The sequence below is a fragment of the Flavobacterium aureirubrum genome, from assembly GCF_038739835.1.
In the GTDB taxonomy this organism is placed as follows: domain Bacteria; phylum Bacteroidota; class Bacteroidia; order Flavobacteriales; family Flavobacteriaceae; genus Flavobacterium; species Flavobacterium aureirubrum.
In genome coordinates this window covers 41952-59530 of sequence record NZ_JBCGDO010000019.1, presented here as the reverse complement: position 1 = coordinate 59530, position 17579 = coordinate 41952, and the positions used below count along the sequence as shown (strand labels likewise).

The following is a 17579-nucleotide window of genomic DNA, read 5'->3' as shown; positions in this document are numbered from 1 at the left end:
GTACTGCAATTTTGTGGGAGAGTATGTCACTGCCTTTTTTTGAAAGTCCTCATCATTTAGTTGATGGGGACTTTTTGTTTATATAAATTTTTAAGAAAAATTAATTAAATGTATTTTGAACAGAGAAGTTAAGTCCGACTGCGTCCCGAAGTGTCGGGAGTACTGCAATTTTGTGGGAGAGTATGTCACTGCCTTTTTTTGAAAGTCCTCATCATTTAGTTGATGGGGACTTTTTGTTTATATAAATTTTTAAGAAAAATTAATTAAATGTATTTTGAACAGAGAAGTTAAGTCCGACTGCGTCCCGAAGTGTCGGGAGTACTGCAATTTTGTGGGAGAGTATGTCACTGCCTTTTTTTGAAAGTCCTCATCATTTAGTTGATGGGGACTTTTTGTTTATATAAATTTTTAAGAAAAATTAATTAAGTATATTTTCAATAAAGTTGTTAAGTAAATAAGTGACTGAATGCATGATGGTTACGGTCTTATCTTTACGAACTTTATGTGAATTTGTGCTTTAACAGTTTGAGAGAGGCATTTTCGTACTTTTTTTTAGTGAAAAGTATTATTTTGAAAGAATAGTGTTTTTGTTTTTAAACACCTTAGCACTGGTGCAAGAAACATATTATAATAATAATCTTCGAAAGTTTATCTAACGATTTGGAGTTTTTTGAAAATGGTAATTAATTGCTCAATAATTTTTTACGTTTTCTTTTTAAGTTAGAGCAGTAAGTAATTTATTTTGTATAATTTTTACTTCGTTCGCCTTGAATAAACATTTTTAGGGTATTGAAATGTATTGAAAACTCTACTGTTTTCCATGTAGTATCATGATCGTCAGAGTTTGTTGTGTATTGATACCAAAAACTATACTCGGCACTATCAAAGCCTTTTATGAATTTTGGGACTCCTGCTTCATCACATTCTATTCCCCAATTGATAGGTTTTTTGGGCTGTTCGTGTGCTTGGTAAAAACCGCTACCGTCAGCATTTAGTTCAATAACTGGCTCGGCACCTTTAAATAAGTAGGTTCCAGTTATTGGATAATCAATTGAAGTGGTAATGTATCGAATTCCATTTTTAGTTTCGATTTTAGTAGTTTGCCCAATTAAATTTATTGCGAATAACAATAAGGGATAAAGAAATTTGTTTCTTGATATCATGTTCTTGAATTTATAATGAAAGCAATTTTGTTTTATCTGCTCATGAAAAGATTATAAAGATATTTTTATACTTACTTTTATTTTGTTACCAAATTTATTGCTTTGTGTTAAAGATAAATTATCGCTAGTCAACTTGGTTTTCAATCCATAGACGTGCATTGACAAAGGCTTCTATCCACGGGGAAACTTCGTCTTTTTTATCGGTTGGATAGTTCGCCCAATTCCATGGAAATATAGACCGTTCAATATGAGGCATCATTACCAAATGTCTTCCTGTGGTGTCGCACATCATCGCTGTATTGAAATCGGAACCGTTTGGATTTGCTGGATATTCTTTGTAGGCATATTTAGCAACAATGTTGTATCGACTTTCGTCATAAGGCAATTTGAATTTTCCTTCGCCATGTGAAACCCACACGCCTAATGTTGTTCCGGCCAGGGTTTTCAACATCACCGAATGATTTTCTTGAACGGTTACTGAGGTGAAAATGCTTTCGTGTTTGTGGCTATCGTTATGGTGCATTTTTCCATGGATTTCGTGCTCTGGATTTATTAATTCTAGTTCCATGAATAATTGACAACCGTTACAAATGCCTACCGAGAGTGTGTCTTTTCTTTTGAAGAAATTTTGCAATGCTGTATTTGCTTTTTCGTTGTATTTGAAAGCTCCAGCCCAACCTTTGGCTGAACCTAAGACATCTGAATTTGAAAATCCTCCCACAGCTCCAATGAATTGAATGTCTTCTAAGGTTTCGCGTCCCGAAATCAAATCGGTCATGTGAACGTCTTTTACATCAAAACCTGCTAAAAACATGGCGTTTGCCATTTCACGTTCGGAATTGCTTCCTTTTTCGCGAATAATGGCTGCTTTAGGACGAGGGTTATTTGAATTACTAATAGGTTTAATTCCAGTAAAATGTGTTGGAAAAGTATAGTTTAAAACTTGTGTTTTATAATTCTCAAAGCGTTCTTTTGCTTTGTTGTTTTTAGTTTGTTTTTGATCGAGTAGGAAAGATGTTTCGAACCAAATGTCTCTGTAATGGTGAATTGTGAATTGTGAATTGTGAATTGAAAGTGTTTCCGAAGCAGTTGCATTTCCAATTTTAAAGAATTCGATGTTATTTGAATGTAATGCTTTTTCAAATGTTGCATCGTCTTTTGCTTGCAACACCAATCCAATATTTTCGGCAAAAAGAATTTTCACGATATCTTTTTCTTGGAATGAACTGAAATCAATTTTTGCCCCTAAATTATTATCTGCAAAACACATTTCCAATAGAGTAGTAATCAAACCACCACTTCCAATATCGTGACCAGACAAGATTTGTTGGTCTTTAATCAAATCTTGAATAGTGTTAAATGCTCTTTTGAAAAAAGCGGCATCTTTTATGGTTGGTGTTTCGGTACCGATTTTATTTTGCGTTTGTGCAAATGAACTTCCGCCTAGTTTGAATTCGTCTTGCGACAAATTGATATAATAAATAGAACCGCCGTTATGCTGTAAAACTGGCTCTACCACTTTTGTAATGCTTGAACAATTTGCTGCGGCAGAAATAATGACCGTTCCCGGTGCAATCACTTCATCGTTTGGATATTTTTGTTTCATCGACAGTGAATCTTTTCCGGTTGGAATATTAATTCCTAATTCGATAGCAAAATCTGAACAAGCTTGAACGGCTTCATACAAACGCGCATCTTCTCCTTCATTTTTACAAGCCCACATCCAATTTGCTGAAAGTGAAACACTTTTTAAATTCTCTTTTAAAGGTGCAAAAACAATGTTGGATAATGATTCGGCAATGGCATTTCTACTTCCAGCTGTTGGATTAATTAAACCTGAAATTGGCGAATGCCCAATAGAGGTTGCAATTCCTTCTTTTCCATTATAATCCAAAGCCATTACACCAACGTTGTTTAGAGGCAATTGTAAAGGTCCAACGCATTGTTGTTTGGCTACTTTTCCACCCACGCAACGGTCGACTTTGTTGGTTAACCAGTCTTTACATGCTACTGCTTCAAGGCGCAAAACTTGTTCTAAGTAGTTCGGAATATTTTGTTCTGTATATTCTAAATCTGTATAATTTCTATTGACTGTTTTGTCAGCCATGATGGTTTTTGGTGAACTACCAAACATATCTTCTAGGGCGAAATCCATAGGTTTAGCACCAGAAGTTTTGCTTTCAAATGTAAAACGGTTATTATTTGTCACCTCACCAACTTGATACATTGGTGAACGTTCTCTATCGGCAATGCGTTGTAAGGTGTCAATATCTTTTTGACTGATGACTAATCCCATTCTTTCTTGCGATTCGTTGCCAATGATTTCTTTGGCAGAAAGTGTTGGGTCGCCAATTGGTAATTTGTCTAAATCAATCAAACCGCCAGATTCTTCCACGAGTTCGGAAAGGCAATTTAAATGACCACCAGCACCATGATCGTGAATAGAAATTATAGTGTTTTCATCGCTTTCTACCATGCCACGAATAGCATTAGCCGCACGTTTTTGCATTTCGGGATTGGAACGTTGAATCGCATTGAGTTCAATTCCTGAACCAAAAGCACCTGTATCTGCTGAGGAAACTGCTGCGCCACCCATTCCGATTCTGTAATTTTCGCCACCCAAAATCACAATTTTATCTCCAGCTGTTGGTTTCTTTTTAATCGATTGGTTTAGTTTTCCATAACCAATTCCACCAGCTTGCATGATAACTTTGTCATAACCTAATTTTCTATTTTCTTCTTCGTGTTCGAAGGTCAAAATAGAACCTGTGATAAGCGGTTGACCAAATTTATTTCCAAAATCAGAAGCACCATTGGAAGCTTTTATTAAAATATCCATTGGGGTTTGATACAACCAATTTCTTTCTTTCATTCCGTTTTCCCAATCTCTATTTTCTTTTAATCGAGAATAGGATGTCATGTAAACCGCGGTTCCTGCTAATGGAAGTGAACCTTGTCCACCAGCTAAACGGTCGCGAATTTCTCCACCTGAACCAGTTGCTGCACCATTGAACGGTTCTACGGTTGTTGGGAAATTATGTGTTTCAGCTTTCAAAGATATCACAGAGTCAAATTCTGTAGTTTGATAGAAATCAGGTTTGTCAGCGGTTTTTGGAGCAAATTGGGTTACTCTTGGTCCTTTGATGAACGCTACATTATCTTTATAGGCCGAAACAATATCGTTTGGATTTTCGGCCGAAGTTTTTTTGATGAGTTTGAATAATGAAGTTGGCTTTTCTTCTCCATCAATGACAAAAGTACCATTGAAAATCTTGTGACGACAATGTTCTGAATTTACTTGTGAAAAACCAAATACTTCGGAGTCGGTGAGTTTTCGACCAATTTTATTTGCAACACCATTTAAATAGTCAACTTCTTCTTGGCTTAATGCTAATCCTTCTTGCTTGTTGTATGCTGCAATATCTTCAATTTCAAGAATTGGTTTTGGTTTGATATTGATGGTAAAAATTTCTTGGTTTAACTCGCTATATTTTTGTGAAAGCATGGGGTCAAAGTCATTGTAATCTGAATTGACTTTTTCAAATTCTTCAATTCTAATTATGCCTTCAATTCCCATGTTTTGGGTAATTTCTACCGCATTGGTGCTCCAAGGTGTTACCATAGCAGCTCGTGGACCAATAAAAAAATCCGTCAGGACGGATTTTGGTTTATTTCGAGAATCTGAAACAAGTTCAGATTGAAAAAGCCAGTTTAATTTTGAGATAGTTTCTGCCGAAGGTTCGTTTTGCGTTTGAACGGCAAAAACGGTAGTGCTTTCGTTTCCGAAGAAATGAATCATTGTATTTTTATTAGTGTTGTTGTAGTTGCAAATTTAGAGTAAAATAATTAAACCAAAAATTAGTTTTTAAATATTAATTACTCGGAAAAACAATCGAATTATAAGCACCCAAATCAAAAACGCCACTTCTAGGATTTCCTAAAATATCGTTTGGTACATTGATATTTATTCCGAAGCCTTTGGCAGCAGAGTCATCTCCGATATTTAACTTATTTTTTTGAACATCTAAAAATTTAGGATTTCGGTTACGGCGAATATTATTTTCATCGGCATAAATAAAAGCATAAAGTTGGAGAGTACTTGTGCCAAATTTTACTAGACACTTTGAAAAATTGAAATTAAAAGTTTGAGTATCGTCTTTATCAATGTTAAGCTCAAAGTTGTTACTACCATAAATTATACAGTTCTTAAAATCCGCTTGGTTTAATGGAAAAACTTCAGTAGATCCATTTTCTAACTCAAAATAGTTATTTAACAATACTGCCACTTGTCTTGAACTAGGCCAATTATTATTAAATGTACAATGTTTGAATTCATAGTTTCCGCCGAGTGTGCATGCCAACGAGGCTTCACCCGCGTTGTTAATAACCATGTTTTTGCCTTCTATTTTTGCAGCTCGTGCTAATAAACCAACGTTGGAACTGTTATAAATTTGGGTGTTTTCAATCGTCATAGTAGTGCCAAAATTATTTTCAACTAATAATCCAATTATGGCATTTTTTATGGTTAAGTTTTTTATGGAGTGATTAGTGCTTCCTTGTCTTAAATAAATGGTTCCCCATTGTCCAGGCACATCTGAAAAACCGGGTTCTAATCTATCGCCTTCAAAAATTACTTCGTTTTCAAGCGCTGCAGTGCTAGAAATGCCTCCTTCAACTTTTAGTGTGGCGCCTGCTTGTACAACAATTCCGGATTCTGCATGGAAATGTACTCTTGCACCACCAGGAATGGTTAATGTTTCTCCGTTGGGCACACTAGCATAGCCATAAACGACGTAGGGTTTGTCTGTATTAAAATTAAATTCGTCACCGTTATCAGGATGATTATTAGATAAGTTCCGACCGCGTGTTTCCACCACGTTGTTATCTTCGTCAAAACCAATAGGAATAGTATCATAAATTCCATTTTCTCTATTTGGAAAGATGAAGTAGGCATCCTGAATGAGCGTTACCAATTCTACTTGTTGTAAATTGGCACCACTGTCAAATTGGATTTGGTCTGTATAAAGGAAATCAGTTGGATTAGCATCAGCTACATCTGACGTGACCTCTATAAAAATAAACATGCTATCTTTGGCTAATAATTCTACATCTCGAAAAATTCTATTGTTTTCGCCAATCATTCCATCAACAGTCATTCTGTATTTAGAATTCAACCCTTTGCCCAATTGAATAGTTGGGATTTTGATGTCCTTACTGCTTTTATTATAAACTTTTAAAGTATAAGTACTAGAGCCAATGTTGGTAAACACCGTGTCTAAATAAACTGTATCGCGGGAGAAAGCTAAATCGCCTGTACTGGGTTCAAAGACAAAATCTTCACGACAGGAACTAACGGTAATGGCAAGCCCAATAAAAAGAAGTATAATAAGTTGACGCATTGGTAGTTTTAATTTTTGTAAATGTAAGTATTTATCTGAAAATTTGAAAATCACTCTTATATAACGTCAAAAGTTCTAGATTATTATAAATGTAGTTGATTTCACTGTCCTTTGATTTATATTTAAATGCAAATAAGTAGTAATTTTGGAACAAAAATAACGCTATGATATTTGAAAGAGATAAAGTGTTGCAACTATGCAACGATTGGAGTAAAAATACGTTGATGCAAACATTAGAAATAGAATACATTGATGCTGGTGAAGGATTTTTAACTGCAAAAATGCCAGTAAATTCTAGAGTTCATCAACCTATGGGATTGCTACATGGTGGTGCCACTGTAGCATTGGCCGAGAGTGTGGGAAGTGCAGCTTCGCTAATGTTTATTAATACCGAGAAACAAGAAGTTCGTGGCATTGAAATTTCTGCTAATCATTTGAGAAGTAAGCGCGATGGGATTGTTTATTGCACAGCGAAAATTATTCATCAAGGAAGAAGCATTCATCTTTGGGAAATTAAAATTATGGATGAAAAAGACAGGCTTATATCTCTTTGTAAGTTAACTAATATGATTTTACCCCGAAGATAGATGACCAATTTATTTGTACAAGTTGAAATTCATCAGCAGAGTCAACTTCCTTTTGTGTTGTATTGTAAACCCAATTCGGATAGAATTGTTGGCTTATTTCAACAGAATGATCATTTATATTTTATAGAAAGTTTCGAAGAAACGGGTTTTGTTTTTGCTCCTTTTGATGGTAATACAATGTCTTATATTCCGCATGAATACTCAGATATTATAGTTGAAAAGGTCAGCTATTCTGATTTTTATTTTGACAAAATTGCTGCTTTTTCAATAGATGATGAAGCCAAAAATGCTTTTGTGGATTTAGTTCAAAAAGGTGTGAATGTTATTAAAATGAACCAATTTCAAAAAGTGGTTTTATCCCGAAAAGAGAAAGTAGCGCTTTATGATTTTGATTTAGAAACTACTTTTAAAAAACTAGTTCACAGTTATCCTACCGCTTTTAATTATTGCTTTTTTCATCCTAAAATTGGACTATGGATTGGCGCAACGCCAGAACAATTTTTGAGAATTAATGATAAAAATATTCAAACAGTAGCATTGGCTGGAACCCAGAAAGCTGCGTTCATCGATAATGTAATTTGGGGCAAAAAGGAAATAGAAGAGCAACAATTAGTTACTGATTTTATAGTTTCTAGTTTGAACAAAAAAGTAGATGTAATTGTTGTTTCAAAACCATATACGATTACAGCGGGAAGTCTTTGTCATATTAAAACCGATATTTCTGCTATTTTAAAATCAAATACCCATCTCAAAGATATTATAACCAGTTTACATCCAACATCTGCTGTTTGTGGTTTACCTAAAGAGGAAGCCAAAACATTTATTTTAACAAATGAACAGTATGACAGAGAATATTATTCAGGTTTTTTGGGAGAGTTAAATATTGACGTGGCGTCTACTAACACGGCACAGTCCGATTTATTTGTAAATCTTCGGTGTATGAAGATAGTAGATGACTTCGCCGAAGTTTTTGTCGGATGTGGCGTAACCAAAGATAGCATTCCTGAGGCTGAATATCAGGAAACGGTGAATAAATCGCTGACAATGAAGAAATGTATACAGTAAATTGTATTTTTACCATAAGATAAAAAGAGTATGAAATTAGATATATTGGCATTTGGTGCTCATCCTGATGATGTAGAATTAGGCTGTAGTGGCACATTAGCAAAAGAAGTTTCTTTGGGCAAAAAAGTGGGAATTATTGATTTGACCCGAGGAGAATTGGGTACCCGTGGTTCTGTTGAAATCAGAGATGCTGAGGCGCGATTAGCTGCCGAAATTTTAGGTATTTCAATTCGTGAGAACTTAAATATGCGTGACGGTTTTTTTGTAAATGACGAAGCACATCAAATGAAGATTATCGAAATGATACGAAAATACCAACCCGAAATAGTGATTTGCAATGCCATTCAAGACCGTCATGTCGACCATGGCAAAGGCAGTAAACTAGTTTCTGATGCTTGTTTTTTGTCAGGTTTAAGTAAGATTGAAACTATTTATGACGGAATTTTGCAAGAATCTTGGCGACCCAAGGTAGTGTATCACTACATTCAATGGGCAACAATTAAGCCTGATTTTGTGGTTGATATTACAGGTTTTATGGATATTAAAGTAAAGTCTATTTTAGCTTATAGTTCTCAGTTTTATAATGAAAATTCAAATGAACCTGTCACACCAATTGCTACAAAAAATTTTCTAGAAAGTGTGCATTATCGCTCTCAGGATTTTGGGCGATTAGTTGGGGTAGACTATGCTGAAGGTTTCACTACAGAAAGGTATTTGGCAGTCAATCGCTTATCAGATTTGATTTAAAATTTTAAAATTATTCTTTGCATTAGAAAAGAAATGTAATATATTTGCACGCGTTAAAATGGTGGTTGTAGCTCAGTTGGTTAGAGTAGCGGTTTGTGGTGCCGCGGGTCGCCGGTTCGAACCCGGTCAGCCACCCAAAAAAGTAAAAGTCTCGATTTATCGAGACTTTTTTTGTTTTAAATATTTTATAATTTTTATTTCGCGTCGTCTTTATCAACCAGTAATCTTTTTTCACGATTGGCAATTTCCCATGCAATAGCAAACGCATACTGTGTTCTTTTAGTCAAGGCATCAAATTCTATTTTGCTAACTTCATCAGTTGCTTTGTGGTAATCTTCATGAACTCCGCTGAATAAAAATACCGATGGAATTCCGTTTTTTGCAAAATTGTAATGATCAGAACGATAGTAGTAGCGGTTTGGGTCTTTCTTGTCATTGTATTTGTAGTCAATAGTTAACAACTTATGTTTTTTATTCACCTCTTCGCATAAATTGTATAAATCAGTAGAAAGATAATCTGAACCAATTAAATAAACATAATTATTGCTGTCTTTGTGAAATTCATCACGACGACCTATCATATCTATATTCACATTCGCAATAGTGTTTTTTAAGGGATATAAAGGGTTTTCAGAGTAGTATCTTGAACCGTGCAAACCATGTTCTTCTCCAGTTACATGCAGAATTAGTATAGAGCGTTTTGGTCCGTGACCTTCATTTTTTGCTTTTTGAAAGGCAGCCGCTATTTCCATAATGCCCACTGTTCCCGAGCCGTCATCATCAGCACCATTAAAAACTTCTCCATTTTCTATACCAATATGATCATAGTGTGCTGAAATAACTACGATTTCATCGGGCTTTTCTGAGCCTTCTATAAAGGCCCAAATATTTTCTGAGTCAGGAAGATTTTCATTTCTTTTAGCGTTTAAGTAAGCAGCAGGAACAGATTGGTAATAATCTTTAGCTCCTTTTGGAAAACCAACGCCTTGTTTTTTATAAAAATCGATGATGTAACGACCCGCTTTTTTTTGACCTTCACTACCGGTTTGGCGACCTTCCATTTCATCGGATGCAATAATAGTTAAATGCGTTTTTAGACTTTCGGGGTTGATTTGATTGACATAAATAGTTTCGATTTTATCATAATCAACATTTTTTTTTGCTGATGAACAACTAATGAAAAGTGTTAAAGCAAATAAAGGACTGAGATTTTTTATCATGATTTTTAATGTATGTTTATGAATGAATATGCCGCAATGCCAGTAAGAATGATGCCTAGGATGATCATATTAATCACGAAAATGATTGAACCTTTTATAATTGTAATTAATCTTGATTGACCATAAAATCGATGATGCGCTGGAAAAAAATAATACAGAATATAAACGAGTACAATAAAATCTAATATTCCAGTTATCGACTGAAAGATTACATTATTTCCAGCCAAATTAAAGAAAAAGCTATATAATTCTATTATTAAAAAAGCGAGTAACAGAAATGAAAAATAGTGCAATGTAAAAATTCCGTGGTCAAAATAATACCATCGTTTTTTATCTTGAAAAAGCCATAAAACAAAGGCAAATAAAGGCATATAAATGAATAATGCTTTTGGAATATTCTTAAAAAAAGCCTCTGTGAACTTGTCTTTAACTTCTTTTTGGGTTTTGCCTTCTTGAGCGAGAATAAATTTTTTGTTAAGCCTATAGTAAAAATCCCCCAGTTTATCTTCTTCTTTTGCAAATTTTTGAATAGAATCCATTTCTTCTATCGAGGCATGTCCAATATTTACAATCCGTTCTTTGTTTCTGTTCTTCTTTCTAGATATTTCCATTTCTTTTTGAAGAGAGTCAACGTCTTCTTTGTCAATTAACCCATTTTTTTCAAGACCTTTAATGAAATTAGTAGTAACAATACTGTCTTTTTTAGTGTTTAAAGAATCTAATTCATTTTCATAAACAGTAGATTCTTTAACTTTAACAATATCATCATTTTCATTTTCAGGAAATATTGAAATGACAAAAAAAGTAACAAAACTTATGAAAATATACAATCGGATTGGTGCCAAATAGGACATTCGTTTGCCTGATAAATATTCTATCGTAAGCGAAGCAGGTTTGAAAATCAGGTTTTTAATGGTTTTCCAAAATGAATTTTCATAATGGGTTAAATCTTCAAAGAAATGGACAAATAGCTGCAAAAATGTTTTTCGAGTATCAATATTTTCTTGTCCACAATTGGGACAAAATTTATTCTCTACAACATATCTGCAGTTCAAACACGTCTTGTCATTTCTAATTGGACTTTTTGACATAAGAAAACAAAAATTATACGTGTAAATCTATTAAATTTATTTCTATTTTTGGAAATATAAATAACATCCATGCAATCTAAAGCGCTAACACCAGAAGAATATCTTTTTAACTTACCGGAGAATAGAAAAGATGTAATGAATAAATTACGAAACACTATTAAAGATAATTTGCCACAAGGTTTTGAAGAAGTAATGAGTTATGGCATGATAGGTTTTGTAGTTCCGCATTTAATTTATCCCAAAGGATATCATTGTGACCCAAAATTGCCACTTCCTTTTATTAGCTTGGCGTCACAAAAGAATTTTATTGCCTTATATCATATGGGGATTTATGCAGACAATAGGCTTTTAGAATGGTTTGTAGCGGAATATCCAAAACATTGTAAAACAAAATTGGATATGGGGAAAAGTTGCATTCGTTTCAAAAAAATGGATAATATACCTTTTGATTTAATTGGAGAATTAGCAAAAAGAGTTTCTGTTGCTGATTGGATTACAAAATACGAAATAGTATTTAAAAGGTGATTTCAATTGTAAATAATACAGATAACTGTTTCACCGATATTAGAGCTATTGCAAATGAAGTTTGGCCTATTGCTTACCGCACAATTATAAGTAAAGAACAACTCTCGTACATGTTACAAATGATGTATAGCAAAGAAGCTTTACAACTACAAGTAAGAGAAAACAAGCATCACTTTATCCTTGCAATAGAAAATAATAAACCGATTGGTTTTGCCTCATACGAGTTTAATTACAGTGGCTCAAAGAAGACAAAAATTCATAAAATATATATTTTATCGGATCATCAAGGAAAAAGAATAGGGGAACAATTGATAAATTATATTGAAACAGAAGCAAAGAAAGAACATCAAGTCTCGTTATATCTTAACGTTAACAAGTTCAATAGTGCTCAACATTTTTACAAAAAAATGGGTTTCTCTGTCAGTTTTGAAGAAGTTATAGATATAGGAAACGGCTATATAATGGATGATTTTGTTATGGAAAAGAAAATATAATTAATTCGATATACTTTTAAACGAAAATGCCCCGAAAGTTTTCACTTTTGGGGCATTTTTTTATCAAAAAGTTAATTATTCTTTGATGAATTTTTGACTGTAGTTTTTATTGTTACTGTCTGTAAGTTGCAATATATAAGTGCCTGTCGACAATGCATCCACATTTACAGTTTGATTTTGAACCGAAGTAGCTTGAACTTTTCTTCCTGTCAAGTCATAAATCTCAGCGCTAATGAATTCAACTGGATTGGCAGTATTCATTGAGATATTGATGATATTCTTAACTGGATTAGGATACATGGTGAACACAAAGTTTTCGAAGGAATTAGTTCCCAATGTTACACCTTCTACTACTAACAAAGTTTGGTTTGGATTAACATTGTTTAAGGTATCAACTACTCCTGATGGCCATCTTATAATAACTTGATCAATTGTTGTAGCTGTTCCTAGTCCAAAATAAACATTTAATGTGCTCATATATCTGAAGCCTTCACCACTTCTAACATCTCTAATTTGTTTTCCCCATGAACCATATATTTCAACTCGCGCACCGATACCATTTCTGTTACTTTGAATGCCTTGTAAATTTAATTTTAACCATTTGTTAGCATTTCCAGAGTTTATTCTTAAAGTAGTTCCTGATTGAAAGTCTAAAAACCCGTCATTATTCAAGTCACCAACAGCAGATACATCAAAACCATAAGTAAATGGTGCAAAAGTTCCATTACCTTGATTATACATAATTTTATTTCCACCGCCCATTACATCAATAAATCCATTGTTGTCAAAGTCATAGGCAATATGTTCAATACTTGTTGAAGGATTCGTATCCCAGCCTGTTCCTGTTGTAGCATCAGTGAAAGTTCCGTTTCCGTTATTTCTCATGTATTTATGTGGACCATCACTAAAGGAGCTTGCACCTACAAGTGCATCCATATCTCCATCATTATCAAAATCGCCCCAAGCCGCAGACCAAGTTTGAACGGGATCATACATATTTGCAGCTACAGAGACATCAGAAAAAGTTCCGTTTCCATTATTTCTATGCAATTCATTGAATTTTGCAGTACCTGCGCCACCACGACATTTAGCAATAAATAAATCTTGGTCACCATCATTATCGTAATCTGTCCATATAGAACCATAATTTCCGCCTTCGGGATTAATTCCTAACAAGATTGCTCCCGGCGTGGTTGGGTTATTGGATTGAAAATAAGTTAATCCACCAGAGCCATTATTTAAATAGTATACATTTGGATCTACATCGTGACAAGAAAAGGCATCGAGATTACCATCATTATTCAAATCAATAAAATTGGTTCTTTGACAGAAAACAAATTGTGTAAAATCAGTTACTGCTGTAAAACCCATGGTAGTTCCAACAGATCTCATAAATGTAACTCCGCTTCCACCGCCATATATCAAATCATTGAAGCCATCTTTATTATAATCACCAGCTGCAATACTCCAGAAAGGAAGAAAATTACTGTTTATTGTTGGCGTTGCAAAGTTATTAACTGTGAATGTACCGTTTGCATTTTGAGTATGAATTCTAATATTGTTGGCACTAACACCAACGATGTCATCAAGAAAATCATTATTCATGTCCACAACGGCCGAGTTGTAGGTGCTATTTATAGTATTAATTGTTTGTGATGTAAAAGTTACTGGAGCGGTAGGTTGCGGTACAAATGGTGATTCCGTGAGTTGGAATGATATTCCCGCTGAACTCCATTTATTATCCCAAGCTATATAGTATGTTGTACCAGCAACCGCATTGAAAGTAGCTCTTGATAAAAAGGCATTATTGTTTCCAGAATTACAGGCAATTGTACCACTATCATCATCACCCGTTACACAAGTTAAGTTACCACAAGTACCAGTGTAAATATGAACACGGCTGTCTTTACAAATATTCACCAGCAAATCAGAAGTCACAGTTACAGTGTAATTTTGAGTAGGTGTATAGGCATACCATTCTGCGGCAGTTTGGCCAGGCCCATTTTCAGCGCAAATAGGCGAAGAAATTTCTGTACCGTTGATGGCATCTATAACATAAGTTCCAGGTGTTATAGGCAATGCTGTCGAACATGTATTTTGAGCGAAATTTATTTGCATACTAAACGCAAATAATACAAGTAAAGTAATTTTGTTCATGTTTTAAGTTTGGTTAATTATTAGGGACAACCCGATAGTGAGTTGATGTATTCTTTTATTAAATCTACGCCTTCTTCGTGGATAATAGATCTTCCAGTGAGCGGCATTCTATAACTTGGCTCTTCTGTATCTAAACGGTAGTACAACATAGAACGATTGAAATTTCCAGGGTTTATAATTTTACTTAGTGCGCCAGGAAAACCTGCCATATCCTGCGTGTCTTGGCAAACTCCTTGGTTTGTTCTTCCATTTGTGCCACCTGTTTCACTAAATGCAAATCGCATAGGTCTATATGAACAGTGACTTCCTTCTTGATGACAATGAGCACAATTGATATCTAAGTATGATCTAACTCTTTTTTCTAATGGTTGCGAAGCATCTTTATAGTTAATCGTAGACTCAAAATTTGAAGGTATGGCATTTTCCAAATAACCTTCGTCAATCCATTTGGTTAATTGATTTTTGGATACTGTGCCATAATTGTAACTAAAATTTAAATTCTGTGGTTTAATACCAATAGGAATAGCAGCAGAAACAATACCAGAACCTTGGTTCACATCAACTTTATGGCAAATTAAACATTCTTCTGCTGAGGGTATTCTATAATTTGAAACTGTTTTGATAACGTCATTTTCATCTTTCCAAGTGATACTTGTGCTACTGCCATTCATGTTTAAAAAAGCTTCGGTTTGCTCTGCATTCCAAATATATTCGGCAAATATCCAACCATTTGCTTTTCTAATCATTACCCTAGTTTCAATGATACGCGTCGCACCCATAGGTGTTATATCTTGAACATTATTGTAGTAAAATGTTTTGATTAATGCCGCACCAACAGGAAGTTCAATTACGTTATTACTTCCGTTAAAAGTAGCTTTAACACCTTTTGGCATCCAAACAAATCTTTTTTTCAACGCATAATCAGTAAACAATGAACTTGCCGGTTCATAAGGTAAAACACCCAACGAAGGAACTTGATTTTTCATATCGCCTTCGAAAAATTTATAATCCGATAACTTTGAATAAGGTACTTGCGTTAAATCAACTACAACAGGAGAAACTGGTGTATAACCGTCATCATTGTTTTCTGAACAGGCAATAAATGAAGTAATAGATAAAATAGCAAAAATTAGTAGGTAGTATATTCTTTTCATATCAAAGGTAAAATGCAACCAAAAATAATATTTTTTTATTATAAATTAAAAATAATTTAATTACCAATAAAATTAAACATCATTTTATGAGAATGTTACAGTATATTTCTAAATATTATTCAATTTAACACGATAATCTTTAAGTTTATCTCGAGTTTCTTCAGAATGATAATCGAAAATATCTTCAAACAGATTTCTGTCTTTTTTTAAGCTAATTTGCTTTAAAGCGTTGCAAAAACGTTTTAATTCATCATCAGTATTCAAAATCAATCCGGGCACTTCAACATTGTTTCCCTGTTCATCTTTGGCAACCATAGTAAAGTAACTCGAATTACAATGTTTTACTTTGCCCGTTTGTATGTTTTCGGCTTCGACCCGAATACCCACAATCATGGAACTTTTGCCAACATAGTTTACGCTTGCTTTCATAGTTACAAGCTCACCTACTTCTATTGGGTTTAAAAAATCAACCGTATCAACCGATGCTGTAACACAATAATGCCCCGAAAATTTAGAGGCACTAGCAAAAGCAATTTGGTCTAGCAGTGACAAGATATATCCACCATGAATTTTACCACTAAAATTAGTGTAGGAAGGCAACATTAATTGCGAAATGATAACTATTGAGGACTCTACCGTTTTAAAACTGCTGCTCATCTTTATTGGCTCTTTGTAAAATATTTTCTGGTAATGATTTCTTTGCTTTAGCTCCCATTTTTTTTAAGTTTTCAACTCTTCTTACCAAATTACCGTCGCCTGAAGATAATTTTTTCATTGATTCTTCATATGCTTTTTTGCCTTCATCCATTTTTTTACCAACTAATACTAAATCATCAACAAAACCTTGAAATTTGTCATATAATGCACCAGCTTGACGTGCAATTTCTATCGCATTTTCTTGCTGTTTTTGATTGGTCCACATGCTGTCTATGGTTCGCAGCGTAGCCAATAATGTTGATGGTGTAACTATGACAATATTTTTTTCAAATGCCTTGTTATACAGGGTTGTATCCTCATTTAAAGCTAAAGCAAAAGCGGATTCGATAGGGATGAAAAGCAAAACAAAATCAGGACTTTCCATTTGATACAAATCGTGATAATTCTTCTCACTCAATTGATCAACATGACGTTTCAATGCCATGACATGTTCTTTTAAATGCTGTGCTTTTGAATTATCATCTTCCTCATTAATGTAGCGTTCATAGGCCGTCAAAGTTACTTTTGAATCCACAATCATTTTCTTACCGTCGGGAAGATTTATAACTACGTCAGGAAAAACGCGATTGCCTTCTTCGGTTACAAAACTTTGTTGCACTTCATATTCTCTTCCTTTTTCTAATCCTGATTTTTCTAATACTCTTTCCAAAATTAATTCGCCCCAATTGCCTTGCATTTTACTATCGCCTTTCAATGCTTTAGTCAGGTTCAAGGTTTCTTTACTCATTTGCTCGTTCATTTCGCGCAAGCCAAGAATTTGTTGACGCAAAGCTGCATGATAATCAATACTTTCCTTGTGAGTATCTTCTACTTTCTTTTCAAAAAGCTGAATTTTATCCTGCAAAGGGGAAAGAATATTTTTCAGATTTTCTTTATTTTGTTCGGTGAATTTAGTGGTTTTCTCTTCCAAAATTTTATTCGCTAAATTTTCAAATTCTTTGGTGAATTTCTCTTGAAGTTTTTCAACTTCCTCTTTTTGTTCTTTGTTGCGTTCCCAAAGATTTTCAAAATCGGTTTCCTTTTTTGATAGTTGAATGGCTAACGACTCTTTCTCCGTTCGAATGGTTTCTCTTTCCTGAACAGTTTGATTGAGTTGCAATTTGAATTGCTCAATTTGTTGTAACAAACCATTTAATTTTTCTTCCAATCCCGCTTTCTCTGATTTTGCATTGGCAGAAAAAATAATTTTGCCAAGGAAAATACCAACGGCTAAGGCGATGATGAAAGTAATTATAAGTGAGATAAATTCAGGCATTTTGA

Annotated in this window: 14 protein-coding genes and 1 tRNA gene; 6 read left to right on the top strand and 9 right to left on the bottom strand. The window is 34.1% G+C overall.

What is annotated here, in order from left to right; genetic code table 11:
* Window positions 1-737 precede the first annotated feature (737 nt).
* The 3 genes from WFZ85_RS12900 to WFZ85_RS12890 form a co-directional block, all read right to left on the bottom strand.
* Complete coding sequence (locus WFZ85_RS12900; protein ID WP_342696712.1) at window positions 738-1163, bottom strand: hypothetical protein; 426 nt, start codon at window positions 1161-1163, stop codon at window positions 738-740.
* A gap of 124 nt (window positions 1164-1287) precedes the next feature.
* Window positions 1288-4962: a phosphoribosylformylglycinamidine synthase gene (gene purL, locus WFZ85_RS12895; protein WP_342696711.1), complete on the bottom strand. Its 3675-nt coding sequence runs from the start codon at window positions 4960-4962 to the stop codon at window positions 1288-1290.
* Window positions 4963-5035: 73 nt separating this feature from the next.
* Window positions 5036-6562: a hypothetical protein gene (locus WFZ85_RS12890; protein ID WP_342696710.1), complete on the bottom strand. Its 1527-nt coding sequence runs from the start codon at window positions 6560-6562 to the stop codon at window positions 5036-5038.
* Between the two features lie 164 nt (window positions 6563-6726).
* On the opposite strand from WFZ85_RS12890, the gene WFZ85_RS12885 reads away from it, so the two are divergent.
* The 4 genes from WFZ85_RS12885 (at window position 6727) to WFZ85_RS12870 (ending at window position 9096) form a co-directional block, all read left to right on the top strand.
* Window positions 6727-7149 carry a PaaI family thioesterase gene (locus WFZ85_RS12885; RefSeq protein ID WP_342696709.1) on the top strand — a complete coding sequence of 141 codons (423 nt, stop codon included), beginning with the start codon at window positions 6727-6729 and terminating at the stop codon, window positions 7147-7149.
* Window positions 7150-8214, top strand: coding sequence for a chorismate-binding protein (locus WFZ85_RS12880; protein WP_342696708.1), 1065 nt, complete (start codon window positions 7150-7152; stop codon window positions 8212-8214).
* A 30-nt stretch (window positions 8215-8244) separates the two neighbouring features.
* Window positions 8245-8961, top strand: a complete 717-nt coding sequence (gene bshB1 / locus WFZ85_RS12875) for a bacillithiol biosynthesis deacetylase BshB1 (RefSeq protein ID WP_342696707.1) — start codon at window positions 8245-8247, stop codon at window positions 8959-8961.
* A gap of 61 nt (window positions 8962-9022) precedes the next feature.
* Window positions 9023-9096, top strand: a tRNA-His gene (locus WFZ85_RS12870).
* 59 nt (window positions 9097-9155) lie between these two features.
* Here WFZ85_RS12870 and WFZ85_RS12865 read toward each other — a convergent pair.
* Together WFZ85_RS12865 and WFZ85_RS12860 are read right to left on the bottom strand one after the other, a co-directional pair.
* The gene (locus WFZ85_RS12865; RefSeq protein WP_342696706.1) at window positions 9156-10181 is read right to left on the bottom strand and encodes a M28 family metallopeptidase; all 1026 of its coding nucleotides are present in this window, start codon (window positions 10179-10181) and stop codon (window positions 9156-9158) included.
* A 5-nt stretch (window positions 10182-10186) separates the two neighbouring features.
* Window positions 10187-11272, bottom strand: coding sequence for a DUF3667 domain-containing protein (locus WFZ85_RS12860; RefSeq protein ID WP_342696705.1), 1086 nt, complete (start codon window positions 11270-11272; stop codon window positions 10187-10189).
* A gap of 69 nt (window positions 11273-11341) precedes the next feature.
* Between WFZ85_RS12860 and WFZ85_RS12855 the strand changes: the two genes are divergently transcribed.
* Together WFZ85_RS12855 and WFZ85_RS12850 are read left to right on the top strand one after the other, a co-directional pair.
* Window positions 11342-11797 carry a DUF1801 domain-containing protein gene (locus WFZ85_RS12855; protein ID WP_342696704.1) on the top strand — a complete coding sequence of 152 codons (456 nt, stop codon included), beginning with the start codon at window positions 11342-11344 and terminating at the stop codon, window positions 11795-11797.
* A complete protein-coding gene (locus tag WFZ85_RS12850; protein WP_342696703.1) occupies window positions 11794-12291 on the top strand; it encodes a GNAT family N-acetyltransferase in 498 nt (165 codons plus the stop codon). The genes WFZ85_RS12855 and WFZ85_RS12850 overlap by 4 nt, the downstream gene beginning before the upstream one ends.
* Window positions 12292-12366: 75 nt before the next feature.
* On the opposite strand, the gene WFZ85_RS12845 is transcribed toward WFZ85_RS12850, so the two are convergent.
* From WFZ85_RS12845 to WFZ85_RS12830, 4 genes are all read right to left on the bottom strand, one after another.
* A complete protein-coding gene (locus WFZ85_RS12845) occupies window positions 12367-14448 on the bottom strand; it encodes an FG-GAP-like repeat-containing protein (protein WP_342696702.1) in 2082 nt (693 codons plus the stop codon).
* 20 nt (window positions 14449-14468) lie between these two features.
* Complete coding sequence (locus WFZ85_RS12840; RefSeq protein ID WP_342696701.1) at window positions 14469-15602, bottom strand: hypothetical protein; 1134 nt, start codon at window positions 15600-15602, stop codon at window positions 14469-14471.
* A gap of 108 nt (window positions 15603-15710) precedes the next feature.
* Window positions 15711-16259, bottom strand: a complete 549-nt coding sequence (locus WFZ85_RS12835) for an acyl-CoA thioesterase (protein ID WP_342696700.1) — start codon at window positions 16257-16259, stop codon at window positions 15711-15713.
* Window positions 16243-17574: a DNA recombination protein RmuC gene (locus WFZ85_RS12830; protein WP_342696699.1), complete on the bottom strand. Its 1332-nt coding sequence runs from the start codon at window positions 17572-17574 to the stop codon at window positions 16243-16245. The genes WFZ85_RS12835 and WFZ85_RS12830 overlap by 17 nt, the downstream gene beginning before the upstream one ends.
* Window positions 17575-17579 lie beyond the last annotated feature (5 nt).

Excerpts from the sequence above, each read along its gene's own strand:
- WFZ85_RS12900 (WP_342696712.1), bottom strand. The coding sequence starts at position 1,163 with ATGATATCAAGAAACAAATTTCTTTATCCCTTATTGTTATTCGCAATA.
- purL (WP_342696711.1), bottom strand. The coding sequence starts at position 4,962 with ATGATTCATTTCTTCGGAAACGAAAGCACTACCGTTTTTGCCGTTCAA.
- WFZ85_RS12890 (WP_342696710.1), bottom strand. The coding sequence starts at position 6,562 with ATGCGTCAACTTATTATACTTCTTTTTATTGGGCTTGCCATTACCGTT.
- WFZ85_RS12885 (WP_342696709.1), top strand. The coding sequence starts at position 6,727 with ATGATATTTGAAAGAGATAAAGTGTTGCAACTATGCAACGATTGGAGT.
- WFZ85_RS12880 (WP_342696708.1), top strand. The coding sequence starts at position 7,150 with ATGACCAATTTATTTGTACAAGTTGAAATTCATCAGCAGAGTCAACTT.
- bshB1 (WP_342696707.1), top strand. The coding sequence starts at position 8,245 with ATGAAATTAGATATATTGGCATTTGGTGCTCATCCTGATGATGTAGAA.
- WFZ85_RS12865 (WP_342696706.1), bottom strand. The coding sequence starts at position 10,181 with ATGATAAAAAATCTCAGTCCTTTATTTGCTTTAACACTTTTCATTAGT.
- WFZ85_RS12860 (WP_342696705.1), bottom strand. The coding sequence starts at position 11,272 with ATGTCAAAAAGTCCAATTAGAAATGACAAGACGTGTTTGAACTGCAGA.
- WFZ85_RS12855 (WP_342696704.1), top strand. The coding sequence starts at position 11,342 with ATGCAATCTAAAGCGCTAACACCAGAAGAATATCTTTTTAACTTACCG.
- WFZ85_RS12845 (WP_342696702.1), bottom strand. The coding sequence starts at position 14,448 with ATGAACAAAATTACTTTACTTGTATTATTTGCGTTTAGTATGCAAATA.
- WFZ85_RS12840 (WP_342696701.1), bottom strand. The coding sequence starts at position 15,602 with ATGAAAAGAATATACTACCTACTAATTTTTGCTATTTTATCTATTACT.
- WFZ85_RS12835 (WP_342696700.1), bottom strand. The coding sequence starts at position 16,259 with ATGAGCAGCAGTTTTAAAACGGTAGAGTCCTCAATAGTTATCATTTCG.
- WFZ85_RS12830 (WP_342696699.1), bottom strand. The coding sequence starts at position 17,574 with ATGCCTGAATTTATCTCACTTATAATTACTTTCATCATCGCCTTAGCC.